General features: G+C 59.2%; 19 protein-coding genes and 1 pseudogene. 12 read left to right on the top strand and 8 right to left on the bottom strand.

Translation table 11 applies throughout. From position 1 onward, the window contains the following. Nucleotides 1-25 precede the first annotated feature (25 nt). Together ACI3KQ_RS01540 and ACI3KQ_RS01535 are read left to right on the top strand one after the other, a co-directional pair. Nucleotides 26-547, top strand: a complete 522-nt coding sequence (locus ACI3KQ_RS01540; protein WP_404954117.1) for a VOC family protein — start codon at nucleotides 26-28, stop codon at nucleotides 545-547. Nucleotides 548-617: 70 nt separating this feature from the next. Then, nucleotides 618-1,094, top strand: coding sequence for a VOC family protein (locus ACI3KQ_RS01535; RefSeq protein ID WP_404954115.1), 477 nt, complete (start codon nucleotides 618-620; stop codon nucleotides 1,092-1,094). Nucleotides 1,095-1,569: 475 nt separating this feature from the next. On the opposite strand, the gene ACI3KQ_RS01530 is transcribed toward ACI3KQ_RS01535, so the two are convergent. From ACI3KQ_RS01530 to ACI3KQ_RS01515, 4 genes are all read right to left on the bottom strand, one after another. Continuing rightward, on the bottom strand, nucleotides 1,570-1,740 hold the full coding sequence (locus ACI3KQ_RS01530) for a transposase (protein WP_404954113.1): 171 nt from the start codon (nucleotides 1,738-1,740) through the stop codon (nucleotides 1,570-1,572). After that, nucleotides 1,715-2,344, bottom strand: a complete 630-nt coding sequence (locus tag ACI3KQ_RS01525; RefSeq protein WP_404954111.1) for a hypothetical protein — start codon at nucleotides 2,342-2,344, stop codon at nucleotides 1,715-1,717. The genes ACI3KQ_RS01530 and ACI3KQ_RS01525 overlap by 26 nt, the downstream gene beginning before the upstream one ends. Nucleotides 2,345-2,752: 408 nt before the next feature. Continuing rightward, nucleotides 2,753-3,385, bottom strand: a complete 633-nt coding sequence (locus ACI3KQ_RS01520; RefSeq protein ID WP_404954109.1) for a tyrosine-type recombinase/integrase — start codon at nucleotides 3,383-3,385, stop codon at nucleotides 2,753-2,755. Between the two features lie 373 nt (nucleotides 3,386-3,758). Beyond that, nucleotides 3,759-4,145, bottom strand: a complete 387-nt coding sequence (locus ACI3KQ_RS01515) for a MarR family winged helix-turn-helix transcriptional regulator (protein ID WP_404954504.1) — start codon at nucleotides 4,143-4,145, stop codon at nucleotides 3,759-3,761. Nucleotides 4,146-4,514: 369 nt separating this feature from the next. Between ACI3KQ_RS01515 and ACI3KQ_RS01510 the strand changes: the two genes are divergently transcribed. The 6 genes from ACI3KQ_RS01510 to ACI3KQ_RS01485 all read left to right on the top strand — a co-directional run bounded on the left by ACI3KQ_RS01510 (nucleotide 4,515) and on the right by ACI3KQ_RS01485 (nucleotide 9,609). Then, nucleotides 4,515-5,294, top strand: coding sequence for an SDR family oxidoreductase (locus ACI3KQ_RS01510; RefSeq protein ID WP_404954107.1), 780 nt, complete (start codon nucleotides 4,515-4,517; stop codon nucleotides 5,292-5,294). Between the two features lie 20 nt (nucleotides 5,295-5,314). Then, nucleotides 5,315-5,854 carry a VOC family protein gene (locus ACI3KQ_RS01505; protein WP_404954105.1) on the top strand — a complete coding sequence of 180 codons (540 nt, stop codon included), beginning with the start codon at nucleotides 5,315-5,317 and terminating at the stop codon, nucleotides 5,852-5,854. A 14-nt stretch (nucleotides 5,855-5,868) separates the two neighbouring features. Then, on the top strand, nucleotides 5,869-6,384 hold the full coding sequence (locus ACI3KQ_RS01500; RefSeq protein ID WP_404954103.1) for a VOC family protein: 516 nt from the start codon (nucleotides 5,869-5,871) through the stop codon (nucleotides 6,382-6,384). 86 nt (nucleotides 6,385-6,470) lie between these two features. After that, entirely contained in the window at nucleotides 6,471-7,262 is a 792-nt protein-coding gene (locus ACI3KQ_RS01495; protein ID WP_404954101.1) for a glucose 1-dehydrogenase, read from the top strand. Between the two features lie 67 nt (nucleotides 7,263-7,329). Continuing rightward, complete coding sequence (locus ACI3KQ_RS01490; RefSeq protein ID WP_404954099.1) at nucleotides 7,330-8,730, top strand: SRPBCC family protein; 1,401 nt, start codon at nucleotides 7,330-7,332, stop codon at nucleotides 8,728-8,730. Between the two features lie 291 nt (nucleotides 8,731-9,021). Further along, a complete protein-coding gene (locus ACI3KQ_RS01485) occupies nucleotides 9,022-9,609 on the top strand; it encodes a recombinase family protein (RefSeq protein ID WP_404954097.1) in 588 nt (195 codons plus the stop codon). Here ACI3KQ_RS01485 and ACI3KQ_RS01480 read toward each other — a convergent pair whose 3' ends face one another. Genes ACI3KQ_RS01480 through ACI3KQ_RS01470 form a run of 3 tightly spaced genes read right to left on the bottom strand, consistent with a single transcriptional unit; the run spans nucleotide 9,610 to nucleotide 12,380 of the window. After that, nucleotides 9,610-10,074, bottom strand: coding sequence for a hypothetical protein (locus ACI3KQ_RS01480; protein WP_404954095.1), 465 nt, complete (start codon nucleotides 10,072-10,074; stop codon nucleotides 9,610-9,612). Nucleotides 10,075-10,080: 6 nt separating this feature from the next. Next, nucleotides 10,081-10,329, bottom strand: a complete 249-nt coding sequence (locus ACI3KQ_RS01475) for a hypothetical protein (RefSeq protein ID WP_404954093.1) — start codon at nucleotides 10,327-10,329, stop codon at nucleotides 10,081-10,083. A gap of 17 nt (nucleotides 10,330-10,346) precedes the next feature. Next, the gene (locus ACI3KQ_RS01470; protein WP_404954091.1) at nucleotides 10,347-12,380 is read right to left on the bottom strand and encodes a TonB-dependent receptor; all 2,034 of its coding nucleotides are present in this window, start codon (nucleotides 12,378-12,380) and stop codon (nucleotides 10,347-10,349) included. A 195-nt stretch (nucleotides 12,381-12,575) separates the two neighbouring features. On the opposite strand from ACI3KQ_RS01470, the gene ACI3KQ_RS01465 reads away from it, so the two are divergent. From ACI3KQ_RS01465 to ACI3KQ_RS01450, 4 genes are all read left to right on the top strand, one after another. Then, nucleotides 12,576-13,085, top strand: coding sequence for a hypothetical protein (locus ACI3KQ_RS01465; RefSeq protein WP_404954089.1), 510 nt, complete (start codon nucleotides 12,576-12,578; stop codon nucleotides 13,083-13,085). Further along, a complete protein-coding gene (locus ACI3KQ_RS01460; protein WP_404954087.1) occupies nucleotides 13,082-14,575 on the top strand; it encodes a hypothetical protein in 1,494 nt (497 codons plus the stop codon). Before ACI3KQ_RS01465 ends, ACI3KQ_RS01460 begins: the two co-directional genes overlap by 4 nt. A 28-nt stretch (nucleotides 14,576-14,603) precedes the next feature. Next, nucleotides 14,604-15,026: a hypothetical protein gene (locus ACI3KQ_RS01455; RefSeq protein ID WP_404954085.1), complete on the top strand. Its 423-nt coding sequence runs from the start codon at nucleotides 14,604-14,606 to the stop codon at nucleotides 15,024-15,026. A 126-nt stretch (nucleotides 15,027-15,152) separates the two neighbouring features. Beyond that, a complete protein-coding gene (locus tag ACI3KQ_RS01450; protein ID WP_404954083.1) occupies nucleotides 15,153-15,986 on the top strand; it encodes a diguanylate cyclase in 834 nt (277 codons plus the stop codon). A gap of 10 nt (nucleotides 15,987-15,996) precedes the next feature. Here the strand turns inward: ACI3KQ_RS01450 and ACI3KQ_RS01445 are convergent. Continuing rightward, a pseudogene (locus ACI3KQ_RS01445) lies at nucleotides 15,997-16,185 on the bottom strand (MBL fold metallo-hydrolase); the annotation flags it as partial. Nucleotides 16,186-16,313 lie beyond the last annotated feature (128 nt).

Here is a 16,313-nt window from a genome sequence, read left to right as displayed (position 1 = left end):
CACAGACGGACTGGGAGCATCACTCATGACTTCAGGAAATTTCGACCTCATCCAGAACTGCTGGGTGGTCCCCGATCTGGACAAGGCGATGCGGCACTGGATCGGAATGGGCGTCGGTCCTTTCTTCTGGGCTGATAGCGACCATCCCGAAGCAATCTATCGCGGTCGGCCGGTCCCTCTCTCGTTCAGAGGCGCAATCGCGCAGGCCGGGCCGATGCAGATCGAACTGATCGAGCAGACCAGCGAAGGGCCTTCGGCATATACGGACAGCGTGCCGCGCGGAAACATGGGTTTCCATCATGTGTTGCGGATGACCGATACGCTGGAAGAGGATGTGGCATCACTGAATTTGCGCGGAGTGAGTGCCGCCAGCCAGTTCAGGTCCTTCGAGGGCTCCGATGTTTACTACATGGATTTGCGGGATGAGATAGGATGCATGCTGGAACTGCTTCCGCCCGTCCGTTCGTTGATCGACCTGTTCGCGATGGTGGCCGATGCCGCAAAGGGTTGGCGCGGTGACGATCCGATCCGCCACTTGGCGCTATGAGATCGGCCGGGACGACGTGGCTCAATTGCATCTACAACCTGATCGCCGATGATAAGGCAGGAGGCTTAATATGATCCGCGGAGTTCATCACGTCGCACTTGTCACCCCGGACCTTGAACGTGCGATCCGCTTCTACCGCGATGGCCTTGGCTTTACCGAAGTGCTTCAGGGCGGATGGCGACCGGGCCAGGAGGGGTCCGACCTTTTCGACAATGTCGTGGGCCTTTCGGCCAGCGGCGCCGAAGCGATCATGCTGAGCGCGGGCAACCTGATTCTGGAACTGTTCCAATACAGCAGTCCGCTACCCCAGGACACGATGCCACGTTCTGAGGCCAACATGCCCGGATGGCGCCATATCTGTCTCGATGTCGCCGATATAGACGACGTCTATGGAAGGATGTGCGCGGCGGGCGGTACATTCCATGCACCGCCGCAAAATCTCGGCAGTCTGAAGGCCGTTTATGGCAGAGACCCGGATGGCAACCTTATCGAGGTGATGGAACTGATGGGAGAGGATCATCCGATGGAACTGAAAGCATTAAAGTGAGCGAGCGACCATCGTCAGTCAACGAACCTGGGCTGAACGACTTCTGTGGTTGCCGCCCGTGATGCAAGAGGTTTCATATCCTCGGAGCGTGTGATCGAGTGCGGTCTTCTGTGAGACCTGTATCTGCGGCATTTTCCAGAAGCCGCTGGCGGGTATGGTGATCTGCGGATCAAGTCTAAATCTAACCGTCGAGCTGTAATGCTCTCGTCACTCACCTGGTTTTCCTGATCCAGATCTGTTCGATTATTTTGCCCATTCGGGTCATCGCCTTCTCGCACCCCCTTTATCCGACATCAGGTAGATTATGCAGCGTGTCGATCATGCTGCTGGCACCAGCGCCGAATCTCGATAATCCCCATGGCGGGTCATCGACGCCCAAATTGTCCGCACCATCTTGTTGGCCAAAGCGATCGCCACGAGCATCCTCGGTTTGCGCGATATCATGCGCGCCACCCACGCGCCTTCCGGAGTCGATCTACGACCGAGCCAGTTCAAGCGCGACTTGGCACCGATAATCAGCAGCTTGCGATATCGGCCTGCCCAGCCCTCGATATGCGCCCAAGCCACTCTTTGCCGCCGAGGAGAATTGGCGTGGGACAAGGCCGAGCCAAGCGGCAAAGTCACGGCCGCATTTCAAGTTCTCCATCGGGGAGGCAAAAGCTTCGACTGCCAGAGCGGTCAATGGCATCAGCGCTGAAATTAACTTCCAGTTTCTCCTGCTGTTTTGGCGACCAGTAGTTAGCCGTAGACGTATTCCATTCTTCAAGTAACGTAGCATGCAGCGTCGCGGCAAGAGTGACATTGATGACACCCTTATCTTCGTCGATGTGTACTACCCAATGCGTCAATGGCTGTATGCGGGTCTTAATCGTGCTCGTTGAGTCGGAAAGCCCCCCGTCCTGATGCATTGCACTGACATGGATCGGCTGTTTAACACCGTGATTGAGAGCGCGGTTGATAAGGTCTGCAAGCCAACGGGGTAGGTGGAGTTCCGATCCCAATTCTTTGACAGTGTGGAAGCCAGATGGTTCGCGCGACGCTGCACATCGCACTATTCGGCATCCTCTCACGCGAGAAATCCTTAACAGGTGCGCGTCAGGTGATGGGAAATAGCCATTCTCGTCAATCGGATGATGCATGGTTCCAGTGGCAATCAAGCTACCGTCCAAGGCGACTCCCGCTTGAGTCAGATGCTGGCGATTCCCATCATCTCCTTTTCGTTTACCCCAAGGCCCATCGACACCGGTCATTTCATCTCCAAACGGTTTCACGGGACGACGGGGTAGTCATTGCAGCGTAGTAAAGACATCGCTGCGATCTCTCGGTCTCCCTGATATTATTTGTCATCATCGGAGATGTCAGCTTTCGAGCCAGTCCCAACGTTATCATCTCGTCTGCAATTGGTCGACTGCGGAGCGGCGGCTTAGCGTTCTGCAAGTCACCGTGGCGCCCGTCAGCTGACGGGCAGCCCAGCACCTACTTGCCAGTGATCGGACATTGTGCAATCGGTCAGTTTTTGCCTTTTCCCGTAGGTCGCCTTGGTGATCGCCGAATGTCAGCTGTTGGCATAACATGCCGTTCGGCACATTGCTGATGAGCGGCAGGTAAGTCCCACGGTCCGATTTCGGCTCCTCGCCGACGACGAGGAGCCGATGAGTTCAAATTTCAGTGTTCTCCGCAAGGGTGAGCGCGTCTTCCACGTCGATCCCGAGATAGCGCACCGTATTCTCGATCTTGCTATGACCGAGAAGAATCTGGACGGCACGCAGATTGCCGGTCGCCCTATAGATGATTGATGCCTTCGTCCGGCGAAGTGAGTGGGTGCCATAGTCGCTTCGCATCAAGCCGACCCCCGTCACCCATTCATCGACGAGCCGGGCATACTGGCGAGTGCTGAGATGCCCATTGTGGTCCACCCGGCTCGGAAAGACATAATCGTCCACCGTGCCGCCCCGGCCTTCGAGCCATACCAGTAGGCTGTTCCGGGCGTCCGGCAGCAGTTCGAACTGAACAGGCCGACCTGTTTTCTGTTGCATCACGATCGCGCGCGTCCTGATTTGTCCGCCGCTGACTAGGTCGCCGATTTTCATTCGCACAAGATCACAGCCACGGAGCTTGCTGTCGATCGCAAGGTCGAACAGCGCGCGATCCCGCAAGCGGCGTCGCTGATTGAGGTAGAATCGAATCTCCCAGATTTGCTTTGGTTTCAGGGCGCGCTTTGCGCCCACGGTTCTTCCGGCATTCCAGACTTGGCGCTTGGTGGCGGTGACTTCTGTTTCAGGCATCTCCATGATCGTTCTCCAATGGCCATATTGGCCAACTGACGAACGCTTGCCGACGAGGAGTGGCGGAGTGGCCTTGGGGCTCCTGCCGACCACTATACGTCATTCCACACTGACGGGCGAACGACAGGTTACGTCGGAAGCAGACCTAGCGGATTTCACCTGATTGTCGTGCTCGACGGAGCGGTCAGTCTTCCGTGGATCGGAGTGAGGCGTCGCCTATCACTTTAATCGCGACCACGACGCCGATGCGGGGGACGCCGATCCGTCCGGCAAGCTACACCGGTTGCCCGGAACACGGCACTTGGGCCGCTTTTGCCTGATTGCGGCTCCACGCTTCCGAATGCGTCAGATAGACGGCACATCGCTTATGCCGCCTGCGTTATACCTTAAAATAGGATGCGAGTTTCAGCAAAGAGTCCCGGAGTTCTCTTTCTTTTCTGTCGCCGAGTACAACGCGGATACTTTCGGCGAGGACTTCGCCTTCCGTGCGGAGTGATCCGCAGACTTCTCGTCCCTTATCCGTGAGTCTGACTTTTACCTTGCGCCTGTCACCGCTACTGATGCTTCGTTCAACGAAGCCTCCATGCTCGAGACGTTTCAACGTCTGGCCGACGGTCGCATGCGCGATCGACAACCTCGAACTCAAATCGGAGTGCGAAAGAGGTTCTTCCTGGCTCAATTCCAGTAACAGAAATGCTCCCGCCAGACTCACTCCGGTGCCTGCCGTCCGAACGCTGTAAAGATGCGTCTGAAATCTCGCGACCATTGCAATCAGATATGGCGTCGTCTCCTTCGAATCGAACGTGACTGGATTCGACCGCGAGTGCTCGAAATCACTACGCTCCGGTGGGCGAGATCTGCTTCTTTTCGGTACGTCCATAATCCCACTGTCTTTGTCGCAAGGTCGATAGCAAAGCGCCGTTCGGACCTTGCCCCGAAATGACGCTACCCGCTGGGAAAGGCAATCTTCTTTCCTACGGAGCCACCCGGTCAGCGCCGCCGACGCTTCATCAGCGTGCACATATTCCACGCAGCCATTTATTATGCCTACTTAATATATTGACCGCGCACGCAATGCTGCTATACTCATCGGAGAGAGAAAATGGAGAGGAACGCGATGCGTCTGGAAGGAAAAGTGGCGATCGTGCTGGGCGGCGCCGCTGACGGCAACATGGGGCAGGTGATAGCCCGCGTCTTTGCCCAGCAGGGCGCGACGGTTGTTGTCGGAGGCCGCAACATCGATAGGTTCAAGGGTTTTGCCGACGAAATCGGCGGCGTCGCGTTTGAATGCGATATTACCAGCAAGGAACAGGTCGAGGGCATCGCAGACTTTACGATCGAAAAGTTCGGTAAGGTCGATATTGGTGTAAATGCGACCGGATGGGGTCTTTTGCGGCCGTTTCTCGATAATTCGGAAGATGACCTCGACAAGATCACGGCGATCCAGTTCAAGGGACCTTTCTTTTTCTTCCAGTCACTTGTTCGCGCCATGAAGAATGGCGGATCGATCATTCAGATTTCGTCTGCCACGGCGACAATCATGCTGGATCACCACGCGGCCTATATGGGTACCAAGGCGGGAATCGACCATGTCTTGCGCACCGTCGCCAATGAGTTTGGCAAGCAAGGTATCCGCGCCAATTCGATTTCTCCCGGTGTTACAGCAACCCCCATGGCTGGCGATTCTCTCATGCATGGCCCGGTGCTGGAAGCATTTCTCAAGGAATATCCGCTGGGCAGGATTGGCACTGCTGACGACATCGCGAATGCTGCAGTTTGGCTCGCGAGCGACGAATGTTTCATGACGGGCCAGAATCTGCAGGTGAATGGCGGTCTGACCCTGCGCCGCAATCCGTCCGAAAGTGAGCTGTTCGCGGTGATGCCTCCCGAGGCCATTGCCCATCTGACAGCCTGAATAACTTGCGGGAGCCTTTTATGTCGACCAAGACTTTCATGCGCTACCCGATCCGGCAGGTCGCTTTCTATGTACCGGACGCTCGCGAGGCTGCCCGGCAACATGCCGAGGCTTTCGGCTCTGGCCCCTATTTCGTGATGGAGCATATCCCGATGAGTTTGGCGCGCTATCGCGGCAAGCCCGGCGTCTTCGATCATACCTCCGCCTATGGCCAATGGGGCGACGTCATGATCGAAATGGTGCAGGTCCATAGCTCCGAACCGTCGGTCTTCTCCGATCTCTACCCCGATGGCGGTCCCGGCTTTCATCACATAGCGCTGATCGTGGATGATCTGCCCACCGCAATGAAGGAGTTCGAGGCAGCTGGGTTTTCCGAGGGCTTCTATGGAGAAGTTCAGCCAGGGGCAGGATTTGCGATGATGGATGCGACCAAGCAATTTGGGCATTTTGTTGAGTTGTACGAACCGTCCCTACCGCTCCTGTCCGTCTATCATCGGGTTAAGAGCGCGTCGGTGAATTTCGATGGCACCGATCCCGTACGGGATTTCTCTCTGGTATAAGCAGGGCTCCGATTATGTTTACCGCTGCAACGGGCATTAATCAGGTGGCCTATGTCACCCGCGATTTGGAAGCCTCAATTTCCTGGTGGACGGAAACGCTGGGTGTCGGCCCGTTCATGCTGCTGCGTGACATCACTTTCGACTCCTCGGACTATCTCGGTGAGGACCGGGTCGTTACCTATTCCGCAGCGGTGTCCTATTCGGGCGACACCTGTATCGAACTCATCGAGCCAAACGGCCCGTCTATCTTTTCCGATTGGCTGGAGCAGGGACGCTCAGGTGTACAGCATCTTTGCGTGTTCAGTTCCGATTTCAACCAGACTGCCGACGATCTTGTCGGACGCGGTGGCAAGCGCATTCAGGGTGGGCAAATCGGCGAGGACAAACTGGCGTATTTCCTGTTTGAAGGTGAGCAGGACGTCGTCATGGAAGTCGCCTGCCTCTCAGAAGGCGTCAGCAGCATGTTCGACGCGGTAAAGAAAGCCGCAGCGCAGTGGGACGGCAAACAGCGCATTTTCCACCACGCGTGATCGCCGGCCGCCTCTAACGACAACGTGATAATTCAGTCCGGCCTGACTCTTTAGGTCATTGCCGCAAATGTGCAGGGTTTCAGAATATGACCGACCTGACATATAATTTCGCGGGCAAGACAGCCTTGGTGACAGGGGCAGCAGGCGGCATTGGCCGCGCAACCGCCTTGGCCTATGCTTCCTCCGGTGCGAACGTAATCGTCACCGACATTCAAACCGAGGGTGGCGAAGAGACGACGCACGCTATTAAGACGGCAGGCGGCGAAGCCATTTTCGTGCGCTCAGACGTCACGTCGCCAGACGATGTAGATGCACTGATCGATACTTGCATGTCTGCATATGGACGCATTGATTTCGCCTGTAACAATGCAGCAGTGGAACTGGAAGATACCGCGCTCGCCGATGTGAAGGACGAGACGGCCCGGCGCGTGATGGACATCAACTTCATGGGTGTATTTCTGTGCATGAAGCGCGAGATTTCAGCGATGCTGGGCCAGGGTGGCGGATCGATCGTGAATGTTGCATCGATGAACGCGCTCCGCTCACGAGCGGATAGTGCCGTTTATGATGGCACGAAAGCGGCTGTCCTAGCTATGACGCGCAGTGCCGCCCTAGGGTATACCGCCCGCAATATCCGTATCAATGCCGTTTGTCCCGGTGTGACAGATACACCCATGCTGGCGTTGAAGATGAGTATGGTCGGAGCTGAACGCTCGATGATTGAGCAGGTCGCCAATCTGGAAAAACGTCTTGGACGACCCGAAGAATTGGCGGCCGCCATCCTGTGGCTGAGTTCGGATGCGGCTTCGCTGGTCACCGGCCATGCGCTCCCAGTCGAGGGCGGCTATCTGCTGACTGGTGCGATCCCCAACGGCTGATTGAGATCCCGCAGATTTGCTGATCAGGCGGACGGGTCTGGGTGAGTTGGGTACAGGAGATTAAACTATGGCTGATTACTTCGACTCGAATGGCACTCCCACATATCGAGACAGCCCTGCCCCTACCTATCAGGAGGTGATAGCGTCAGACCCGGTTGCGGCGCCGGCGAGACTTCGCCAAACGCATCCCGCGCATATCGAGATTCCGCGCGTTCCTCGTGAGCGTTACACAAGCCAAGACTTCTTCGATCGCGAAAAAGAACGGATGTGGTCGCGCACATGGCAGGTCGCCTGCCGTGTCGAGGAAGTCGGGGAGGTTGGCGATTGCGTACTCTATGATTCGCCCGGCGCGGCCCTGATCATCATGCGCAGCGCGCCTGATGTCATCAAAGCCTTCTATAACGGCTGCCTCCACCGTGGCATGAAGCTGTGCGCGTCCGACACCAGTCTGAACCGAATTCGTTGCCCCTATCATGGCATGACCTGGAACCTTGACGGTTCCTTGCAAAATTTGCCGGCTCGGTGGGATTTTGATCCGGTCGCGGATTCTGAGCTCGCCTTGCCCGAGGCGCGTGTAGGCATTTGGGGCGGCTTCGTGTTTGTCAATCGCGATCCTGACGCGCCCTCGCTGGAAGAGTATCTCGGCCCATTGATCGATGAGTTCGCCGATTGGTCGCGCGATGATGTTTATCTGGCGACCCGCGTTACCAAGGTGCTGAATGCCAACTGGAAATGTTGCATGGAGGCCTTCATTGAAGCTTTCCATGTCGCCGAACTCCATTCACAGGCTTTGCCCTTTGGCGGCGATGCCAGCACGCAATATGACGTGTGGGGCGAAAACGGAAATGTCAGTCGCTTCTGCGAGCCGACGGGCATCCCGAGCGATCAGTACCCCACCCCGATCACCGAGGCCGAAATTTGGAAAGCCACGTTCGGTGCAGTGACCGGCGATACCAATAACGTCCCGCCACTACCCGAGGGCAAAACGGCGCGCGGCTTCCTTGCTGACATGAACCGTACGGAATTGGGCAGGATTTTCGGTGAGGATTTCAGCCATCTGACCGATGCAGAGGCCTGTGACCCAATTCAATATTCCGTGTTTCCGAACTTCATTCTGTTCAAAGGGCTACCCTATCCATTCGCTTACCGCTTCGTGCCGGTCGGCGACAGCCCCGATCATACCCGCTTCGATTTCATGATCTTCCGGCCGAAGCCCAAGGACGGGTCTGATTTCCCATACGTAGATCAGATCGATCTTGGTCCTAACGACACCTATGCGGACAGCGGAGCGTTTCAGCCTTGGCATGGACTTATCTACGATCAGGATTGTCAGAACCTTGGCCTTCAACAAGAAGGCCTCAAGGCTGGCGGCGTAAAGAATGTAATGTTCAGTCGTTATCAGGAAGTACGGCTACGTTTTCTTCATCAGACGCTGATGACTTATCTTGAGATGAAACCGATGAATTGAGGTGATAGTGTTACACTACCGCATCATTTGAGATATATGATGCGGTGGGAAGCCAGTAATCAACTGAACAAGCGCAAGTTATTTGGCGAGGCGCGCCGACACTACCGCGCTGGATGTCGGAAATCACACGATAAGCGCCACCCCCTGATGCGACCGACGACAGATTCGGCCGCGAACAGGCGGCCCCCGGAAAACCCAGCGATCCGCTGCGCATCCTAAATCCCATAGCGTCCGACAAACTCTGCCGGAAAGGAGGGCTGTCCGACAACAAGCTATCAGGGGTTTTCCGACATGCTCATTGGCTACATGCGCGTATCTTCCACCGACGACCGGCAATCGGTCGATCTCCAGCGCGACGCGCTGGTTGCAGCCGGCGTCGATAGCCGGCATCTCTATTCCGACAAGGCATCCGGCGCTCGCGAGGACCGGGCGAGCTTGCGGGCCTGCCTCGAATATCTTGCAGCCGGCGATACGCTCGTCGTCTGGAAGCTGGATCGGCTCGGCCGATCCCTGCCGCATTTGCTTTCGATCCTGACCGATCTCAGGGCGCGTGGCGTCTCGTTCCGGTCTCTTACCGAACAGATGGATACCGGGACGCCACATGGCGAGCTGCTGTTTTCGCTGTTCGGCGCGCTGGCCCAGTATGAGCGGGCGCTGACGCGCGAACGCATCATGGCGGGTCTCGCGGCGGCCAGACGACGCGGCCGATACGGTGGCCGCCCGCCGACGATCGATGCGGAGAAGCTTGAGCAGATTACCGCCGCCCTTGCTGGCGGTGCCAGCAAATCGTCAATCAGCCGCACGTTCAACGTGCCCCGGTCGACCCTAGCGGACACGCTGAACCGCGCTGGTTGGTCAGCACCCAAGACCGGCATCTGATTACGGAGCAGCCGTTCTCACCCCGCTCACGATTGCCTTGGACGCTGCACAGAGATCGCCGGCGAACGTTGTTCCCGGCGCGACCATCATCGTCTTCCGCGCGTTCCGATCGTGCAGCGCGATCGTGCGCGGGCCAGCTACCCGACCGCCGCCAAGCTCATACCAGACGATCCAGTCGCTACCGACATGATAGGCGCGGATGAATCTCCGGGTCGGAACATTCCCACCGATAACGTCGGTGCTGTTGAACGGGCCATCGGCCTCGGAGATAATATCGGGTGCAAAGAAGCGGACCAGCTCGGCCGCCACAGTCGGCGGAAGGTCGGCCATCCTTTCGATCACTGGCACACCAGCGCCGAGGGCACATGCCGGAAGCGAAGGCATGTCGGGATGGTTACGCTCTTTCCATGTTTCGGGCGGCAGGGAAGTGGCCTGGGCCAGCATTAGCAGTGTCGCTATCATCATAACCGCTTAGCGCCTCGCCCGAGAAATCAATGCGATCAGCTTGTTAAGGAGCCAGACCACTATGGCCAATCCGGCTATCGCCAGGCCCATGATGATCCAGACATGCGTGAAATCGCCTTCGCAGGGAGACGGCCTGCCTTCGCATCCGCCTCCGCCGATCATCAGTCCGCCGAACAGCGTGGGAAGCACGATGACACCGAGGATCGCGGAGACGAGGCACCCCCAGTTGAAGCGGCGATCATTGGAAAAGGCCATGCTCTCTCTGCAATCTGTCAGAAGCTGAAGCGGGCCGTGCCGATAACCGAGCGCGGCGCTCCCGGGAGGTTCAGGATTGGCGAGGTGCCGTGGCCTGCGATGATGTAGCGCTTGTTGGTCAGATTATAGGCGTTGAGCTGAAGGCGGACAGGACCGAACTGCGCCCAGGCCAGCGCGTCGAACGTCACATAGGATGGCAGCACCGTGGTATTGACGGGATCGGCCCAGCGATCGCCGACATAGTTGACGCCGCCGCCCAGGCCGTAGCGCGTGGCGATCGTCTTGGTGAAGAAGAGGCTCGCCGAATTAAGCGGTGTGAGCGTGGCGCGCTTGCCGATCAGGCTTGGGGTCGCCGAGTCCGTGACGCGCGTATCGAGGTGGGTATAGCCCGCGATGACGCGGACATTTTCCGGCAGGTCCAGCGCGGCGGACAGCTCGACGCCCCGCGTGCGCTGCGTGCCGATCGGCACGATGCGCTGCGTGACGGGATCGGTGCCTTTGATCCCCGTGCGCCGGAGGATGAAGGCGGCCGCCTGCACCGACAGCTGGCCCCCGAACAGCACGTATTTCGCGCCGACTTCCTTGTTGGTGGTCTGTTCCGGCTCGATATCGGTGTTGGTGGCCGCCAGCGCGAAGGTCTCGGCCGAAGGCTGGAAACTGCGGCTCCATGACACATAGTAGGATTGTGCCGCGTCGGGCTGGAACAGCAAACCCGCGCGCGGGCTCCAGTTGCGGTCTGTTCGGGCCAGATCGGTCTGGCCGGGCAGACGCCGGTCGGTCTTCTGGATGAACCAGTCATGCCGCAGGCCCAGCATCGCCTTGATGCCATGCCCGAAGTCGATCAGATCCTGCGCATAGAGGCCGCGCGTATCGAGGCGGGTGACGCTATTATCGGTGAATGTGTTGAAGCTGTCATTATCGACCACCGGCAGGACAGGATCGAAGATCGACGTCACCGCGACGGTCCGGCCTGCGAAGCGCTTGCTCCCCTTGCTTTGATGCGCGATCTCGAAGCCATAGAGGATGGTGTGCGCGGTCCCGAGCAGGTTGAGCTTCTGGGTAAGTTCAGTCTGGTTCGACCAGCCTTCCTCGTCGCGATCGAAGCGGCTGTGTGCCAGCGTGACCGTCTGCGCGGCCGCATTCACCGCCGAAGGGATCGTGCTCTGCCGGTCCAGCGTGTAGCGATAGTGGTTGAACCCGTTGCGCAGGCTGAGCGTGTCGGAAAAGCGGTGGGTCACGGCCACCCGCTGCGACAGCACCTCCGAATGCGCCAGGTCGGCGTCACGGGCGTTGGCAGCACCATAGTAGGTGGAACGCGGCACATCGACCGGGCGGCCATTCAGGGCCGGTATGCCGAGATCCATCAAGCGCCGGTCATTGATGTAATCGGCCTGGAGCAGGATCGTCGTATCCTGTCCGCTGCCGATCAGCAGCGACGGGGCCAGCGCAAAGCGCTTGAGGAACTGTTGCTCGCGAAAGCTGCCATTGTCCTCGATGGCGCCGGTCAGCCGGAACCCGACATGCGACCTCTGATCGAGCCGACCGATATCCAGCTCGCCCCGGTAACTGTCGAAGGAGCCTGCCGAGAGGACGAAGGCGGTGATGTCGCCATCGGGTTTCTTGGTCACGCGATTGACGAGGCCGCCCGATGATCCCCGGCCATAAAGCACCGCCGCCGGTCCCTTGATGACTTCGACCCGATCGACGTTCGACAGGTCGCGATAATAGAGGGCGTCATCCCGGAAGCCGTCCACGAACTGGTCGGCGATGGCGGTGAAGCCGCGTATCCGGAATTCGTCGCGCTGTCCGTCGCCCGACGCGAGGGTGACGCCGGGTACGTTTCGGACGGCATCCTGGAGCGACAGGGCGCGCTGGTCGCGCAGCACCTCGGCGGGCACCACCGCGATCGACTGGGGGATATCCCGGAGCGGCAGCGCCACCTTCGCGGCGGAGCTGTCCTGCGGCACATATCCATCGCGCATGCCTGTCACGATAATGTCGGTACGCTGTTGGTCTTCCCCGGACTCATCCGCTCTGGCGGCCGTGCCCAACGTCAACGCCACAAGCGCGCACGAAATGCGTAAACCACTTTGAAACCTCATATTTCCCCCGGACCTGACCAACCTGTGTTAATCCGGTCAGTAGTGCGAATGATTCTCATAAACAAGAATGAGGTGTGTCAAAGCCGATGTTGTAATATCTCCTGGCCGGAGATCAGTGACATGGAAGGAATGGGGGTGATGGGGATGACGGCGCTTTTTCTATTGGCGCAGGCGGCATCGACCGCAATCGGTCAACCGGCGCCTGCCACTGGCACGCCGTTCGGCAAATGGGCGACGGTGCGTATCGAACCGGCGCTTGGCGAAACCCACACGGAAATCGCCATCGGCACCATTCGCGACGATCGCGGCAGGAAACAACTCGATTACTGGATGCGTCGTGAGGAACGCGATCGGCAAGGCGACAGCCTCAAAGTCAGTTGGGCAGACAGCCGGAGTTGTCCGGCAATGCGCCCGGTGATCGAGGCGATGCGGGATATGGGGACGATGCAGTTCGCCCCTCCAGGAGGCGCCGACAACATTATCGTCACGATGGATGGCACAATGTACACGCTCGAAGCGCCTGGGCGTTATGAGAGCGGCCATGCCGGCACTATTCGGATCAAGGCAAATGTCCGGACCCCGCTCGCCGACTGGGCCGAGCGTCTGCGATCCGACATGGCGGGCTGCTGGGCGGCGAAGGCGCCGTTGGCATGAACAGGGCGATCAAGGCGATGATCCGCCGGTGCGGACTGCTGTGTCTGGTTCTTGGGACGCTCGCTCCATCCATTGCCCAAGCTCGCTGGATGGAAGCGCGATCGGCCAATTTCATGGTCACCAGCGACGGCAGCGAGGCTGGCCTACGTGAATCCACGGAGCTGCTCGAAAACTATGATCGGCTGCTCAGGACGCTGACGGGGACCACAGCGCCGCCGTCGCCAGCGCCGCTCAAGGTCTATCTGGTCGGCTCCGCCGGCAAGCTGCGCCAGGTCGTGCGCCTCCCCGAAAATGCCCTGGGCGTCTATATGGCGCGGGTCGGCGGCACTGCGGCGCTGGCGGTCCGGGGCGATCGTCCCGGCCTTGGCGGCGAGGAAGTGCTGCTGCACGAATATGCCCATCACTTCATGAACCGCTATTATCCGGCGGCTTATCCGACCTGGTATAGCGAGGGCTTCGCCGAATATGTGATGACCGTCCGCTTTCTCAGCGATCGGATCGAGATAGGCCGCCCGAACCCAAGCAGGGCGGCCTGTCTGCTCCAAGGCACGTGGCTGCCCGTCAAGCGTATCTTCACGTCGGGTCGCGCTGGATTGTCTGCCGCGCAGGTTCCGCAATTTTACGCGGAGAGTTGGCTGATCGTGCATTATCTCTTCTCTGCACCCGAGCGGCGCGAGGCGCTGACCCGATACCTTGCCGATCTGCATCGAGGCATCGCCGAACCGGCAGCATTCCAAAGCGCCTTTGGTAAGGATCACGCCGCGTTCGATGCCGATCTCAAGCGCTACAGGGACGGCGGAATTGGGTTCGGCGCAATGGGACGCGATCAGGGGCCAGCTTCCACCATCACGGTCAGCGCGTTGCCCGCATCCGCCGATGACCTACTGCTGCGCCAGCTTGCCCTCAACCTTGGCATTCCCGATCCGGCAGTTGAGGCCCAGACGCTGGCAGCGATCCGGTCGGTTGCGGCGCACTATCCCGGCGATAGCTATGCCCAGCGCATATTGGCGCGCGCCGAGGTCGGTTCTGGTGACCGCTCCGCCGGTGTTGCGATCCTGGATCGTCTGATCGCCGCAGGGGCATCCGATGCGGAACTATTCTATTATCGCGGCCAGGCCGACTTTTTCACAGGCCGCTGGGATGATGCCAAGCGCATCGAACTCTATGCGGCCGCGCACGGATGGTTCGCAAAGGCCGTCGCGGCCGATCCCAGCTATTACACGGCGCTCTACAGGCTCGCACTCACCACCCCCAACACAGCCACAGGACAATCGGATGCGGTGGTCGAGCAGCTGAAGACCGCGCACGAGCTTGCGCCGCTGGTGGGCGATATAGCGATTGACGCGGCGACAGCGCTGGCATCCCGCCATCGCTATGCGGAGGCTGCTGCCGCAATTCTCCCCATCGCTGCCAACCCGCACGGCGGCAATACCGAGCGCGCGCAGGCGTTGCTGGCCCGCATACAGGCGGAAGCGGCGGCCAGGCCATGACCGGCACACACCAGGGAAGCCCGTTGTGATGATCGCCAGCCTCGTCGCCTCCCTTCTGGCTGGCGCTGCACATGGTGAGCCTCCGGCATCGGCGGTCGCAAGCAACGGTGATCGTATCGCAGCTATTGCCCGGATCGCACGCTCTGGCGATCTTACGGTTGCAGGCACGACTGAGGAAGGCCGCACGCCGAGGGCTGTTCTCGATGTCGATGCCGCCGGTTGCAGCGTCGCCTTCAAGACCGCCACCTCCAGCACCGGCTTCCGCGCGCAGATCGCGGATTTTAGGCGCGATCTGACGATTGTCATGGCCAGCGGTAATGAGGTTCAGGTCATCGACAAGGGCGACCGGTCAAAGGGGCTGATACTGCGCGCCAAGCGCAACGGCACAATCCTCCGCGATGGGCTGCTTGATCTCAAGGAAGCGTGCCACACATCAGAAATCCTCTTTTGACGCGGCTGCGTTGCCCTGACGCGCAGCCCCGTCAGGATTCATGTGCTTTCCGAAAGAGGCAAAGACTTGGGGTGAGTAATGACCCGTTAGAGGAATCAATTTACCTTATTGCGCTAGGTGCCATTGATGGCCTGGCTTTCCCCCTTTATGATATTGATAGGTATGGCGCTTCTCGCTGCCGCGCTGCCGTCGATTTCGGCGATCCTTGGCAAGCTGGGAGAGGGCAGCCTGCGAACGGCGTGGCGCTACCTTCGCGCTATGATAATGCTTTTCCTGGCGGGATATGCCGGCTTCGCGTTTCTTCTGCTCGGCGCGCCTGTGACGGCGGCCGAACTCATCGTTTCGGCTATTCTCATGGCTGGCGGCGCCTTCGTTTTGATCGTGGCGCGCCTGTCTCACCTCACCACCAACGATATCGTCCGCATCGCCGCGCTCGAGCGCGACGTCATGCGCGATCCGCTGACCGGCGTGTTCAACCGCCGCTATCTCGATGCCAAGCTCGACGAGGAGACGAGCCGATCGCGGCGCTCGGGCCAGCCCCTCTCGACACTCGTCATCGACCTCGACCATTTCAAGCACATCAACGACACCTACGGACACCCGATCGGCGATCAGGTGATCCGCCATGTCTGCGCATTGATCGCCGGACAGATCCGAACGGTGGACACTGTCGTGCGTTATGGCGGCGAAGAATTCGTGGTGGTCGCCCCCGATAGCACGGTCGAAGCAGCAGCGGCGCTTGGCAACCGGATGATCGGTTCCCTCAACGAACGCATCCTCACTTTGCCGGACGGAACAAGCCTGTCTGTCACGGCGAGCATCGGCGCGGCGCAGTATGAGCCGGGCGAAACCTGCCTCGATTTCCTCGCCAGGGCGGACGGCGCTCTTTACGAGGCCAAGCGCGGTGGACGAAACCGGCTTCACATGGCCTTGCCCCGACAACTTGCAGTCGCGGTGTAAAGGGCCGCTGCTATTGCGGTATGTCCAGCGTGCCGCTGATATCCGTCACTGGAATACGCAGGTAGCGGATGCCGTTCGGCTCGGCCCGAGGAAATCGACCGGCCCGCACATTGACCTGGATCGACGGCAACAGGAGCCGGGGCGCGGTCAGTGTCGCGTCCCGCGCGTCGCGCATCGCCACGAACTCGTCCTCGGTGATCCGTAAGCGCAAAAACCTCCCCACATTTTCGTAAGCGCTGATTTGTCTATGTTTCGCCCCTCGTCTGAGGGGTATCGTAGTGGCCGATGATGTAAGAACATTCGAAACAGGTTTCGAAAGGCAGGAGG

It is taken from the genome of Sphingobium sp. ZW T5_29 (genome assembly GCF_044987515.1).
Classification (GTDB): domain Bacteria; phylum Pseudomonadota; class Alphaproteobacteria; order Sphingomonadales; family Sphingomonadaceae; genus Sphingobium.
This window is presented reverse-complemented; position numbering and strand designations above follow the sequence as displayed.

Excerpts from the sequence above, each read along its gene's own strand:
- ACI3KQ_RS01500 (WP_404954103.1), top strand. The coding sequence starts at position 5,869 with ATGTTTACCGCTGCAACGGGCATTAATCAGGTGGCCTATGTCACCCGC.
- ACI3KQ_RS01540 (WP_404954117.1), top strand. The coding sequence starts at position 26 with ATGACTTCAGGAAATTTCGACCTCATCCAGAACTGCTGGGTGGTCCCC.
- ACI3KQ_RS01485 (WP_404954097.1), top strand. The coding sequence starts at position 9,022 with ATGCTCATTGGCTACATGCGCGTATCTTCCACCGACGACCGGCAATCG.
- ACI3KQ_RS01535 (WP_404954115.1), top strand. The coding sequence starts at position 618 with ATGATCCGCGGAGTTCATCACGTCGCACTTGTCACCCCGGACCTTGAA.
- ACI3KQ_RS01475 (WP_404954093.1), bottom strand. The coding sequence starts at position 10,329 with ATGGCCTTTTCCAATGATCGCCGCTTCAACTGGGGGTGCCTCGTCTCC.
- ACI3KQ_RS01495 (WP_404954101.1), top strand. The coding sequence starts at position 6,471 with ATGACCGACCTGACATATAATTTCGCGGGCAAGACAGCCTTGGTGACA.
- ACI3KQ_RS01525 (WP_404954111.1), bottom strand. The coding sequence starts at position 2,344 with ATGACCGGTGTCGATGGGCCTTGGGGTAAACGAAAAGGAGATGATGGG.
- ACI3KQ_RS01490 (WP_404954099.1), top strand. The coding sequence starts at position 7,330 with ATGGCTGATTACTTCGACTCGAATGGCACTCCCACATATCGAGACAGC.
- ACI3KQ_RS01455 (WP_404954085.1), top strand. The coding sequence starts at position 14,604 with ATGATCGCCAGCCTCGTCGCCTCCCTTCTGGCTGGCGCTGCACATGGT.
- ACI3KQ_RS01505 (WP_404954105.1), top strand. The coding sequence starts at position 5,315 with ATGTCGACCAAGACTTTCATGCGCTACCCGATCCGGCAGGTCGCTTTC.
- ACI3KQ_RS01480 (WP_404954095.1), bottom strand. The coding sequence starts at position 10,074 with ATGATGATAGCGACACTGCTAATGCTGGCCCAGGCCACTTCCCTGCCG.
- ACI3KQ_RS01530 (WP_404954113.1), bottom strand. The coding sequence starts at position 1,740 with ATGGAGAACTTGAAATGCGGCCGTGACTTTGCCGCTTGGCTCGGCCTT.
- ACI3KQ_RS01460 (WP_404954087.1), top strand. The coding sequence starts at position 13,082 with ATGAACAGGGCGATCAAGGCGATGATCCGCCGGTGCGGACTGCTGTGT.
- ACI3KQ_RS01465 (WP_404954089.1), top strand. The coding sequence starts at position 12,576 with ATGACGGCGCTTTTTCTATTGGCGCAGGCGGCATCGACCGCAATCGGT.
- ACI3KQ_RS01450 (WP_404954083.1), top strand. The coding sequence starts at position 15,153 with ATGGCCTGGCTTTCCCCCTTTATGATATTGATAGGTATGGCGCTTCTC.
- ACI3KQ_RS01520 (WP_404954109.1), bottom strand. The coding sequence starts at position 3,385 with ATGGAGATGCCTGAAACAGAAGTCACCGCCACCAAGCGCCAAGTCTGG.
- ACI3KQ_RS01515 (WP_404954504.1), bottom strand. The coding sequence starts at position 4,145 with ATGGTCGCGAGATTTCAGACGCATCTTTACAGCGTTCGGACGGCAGGC.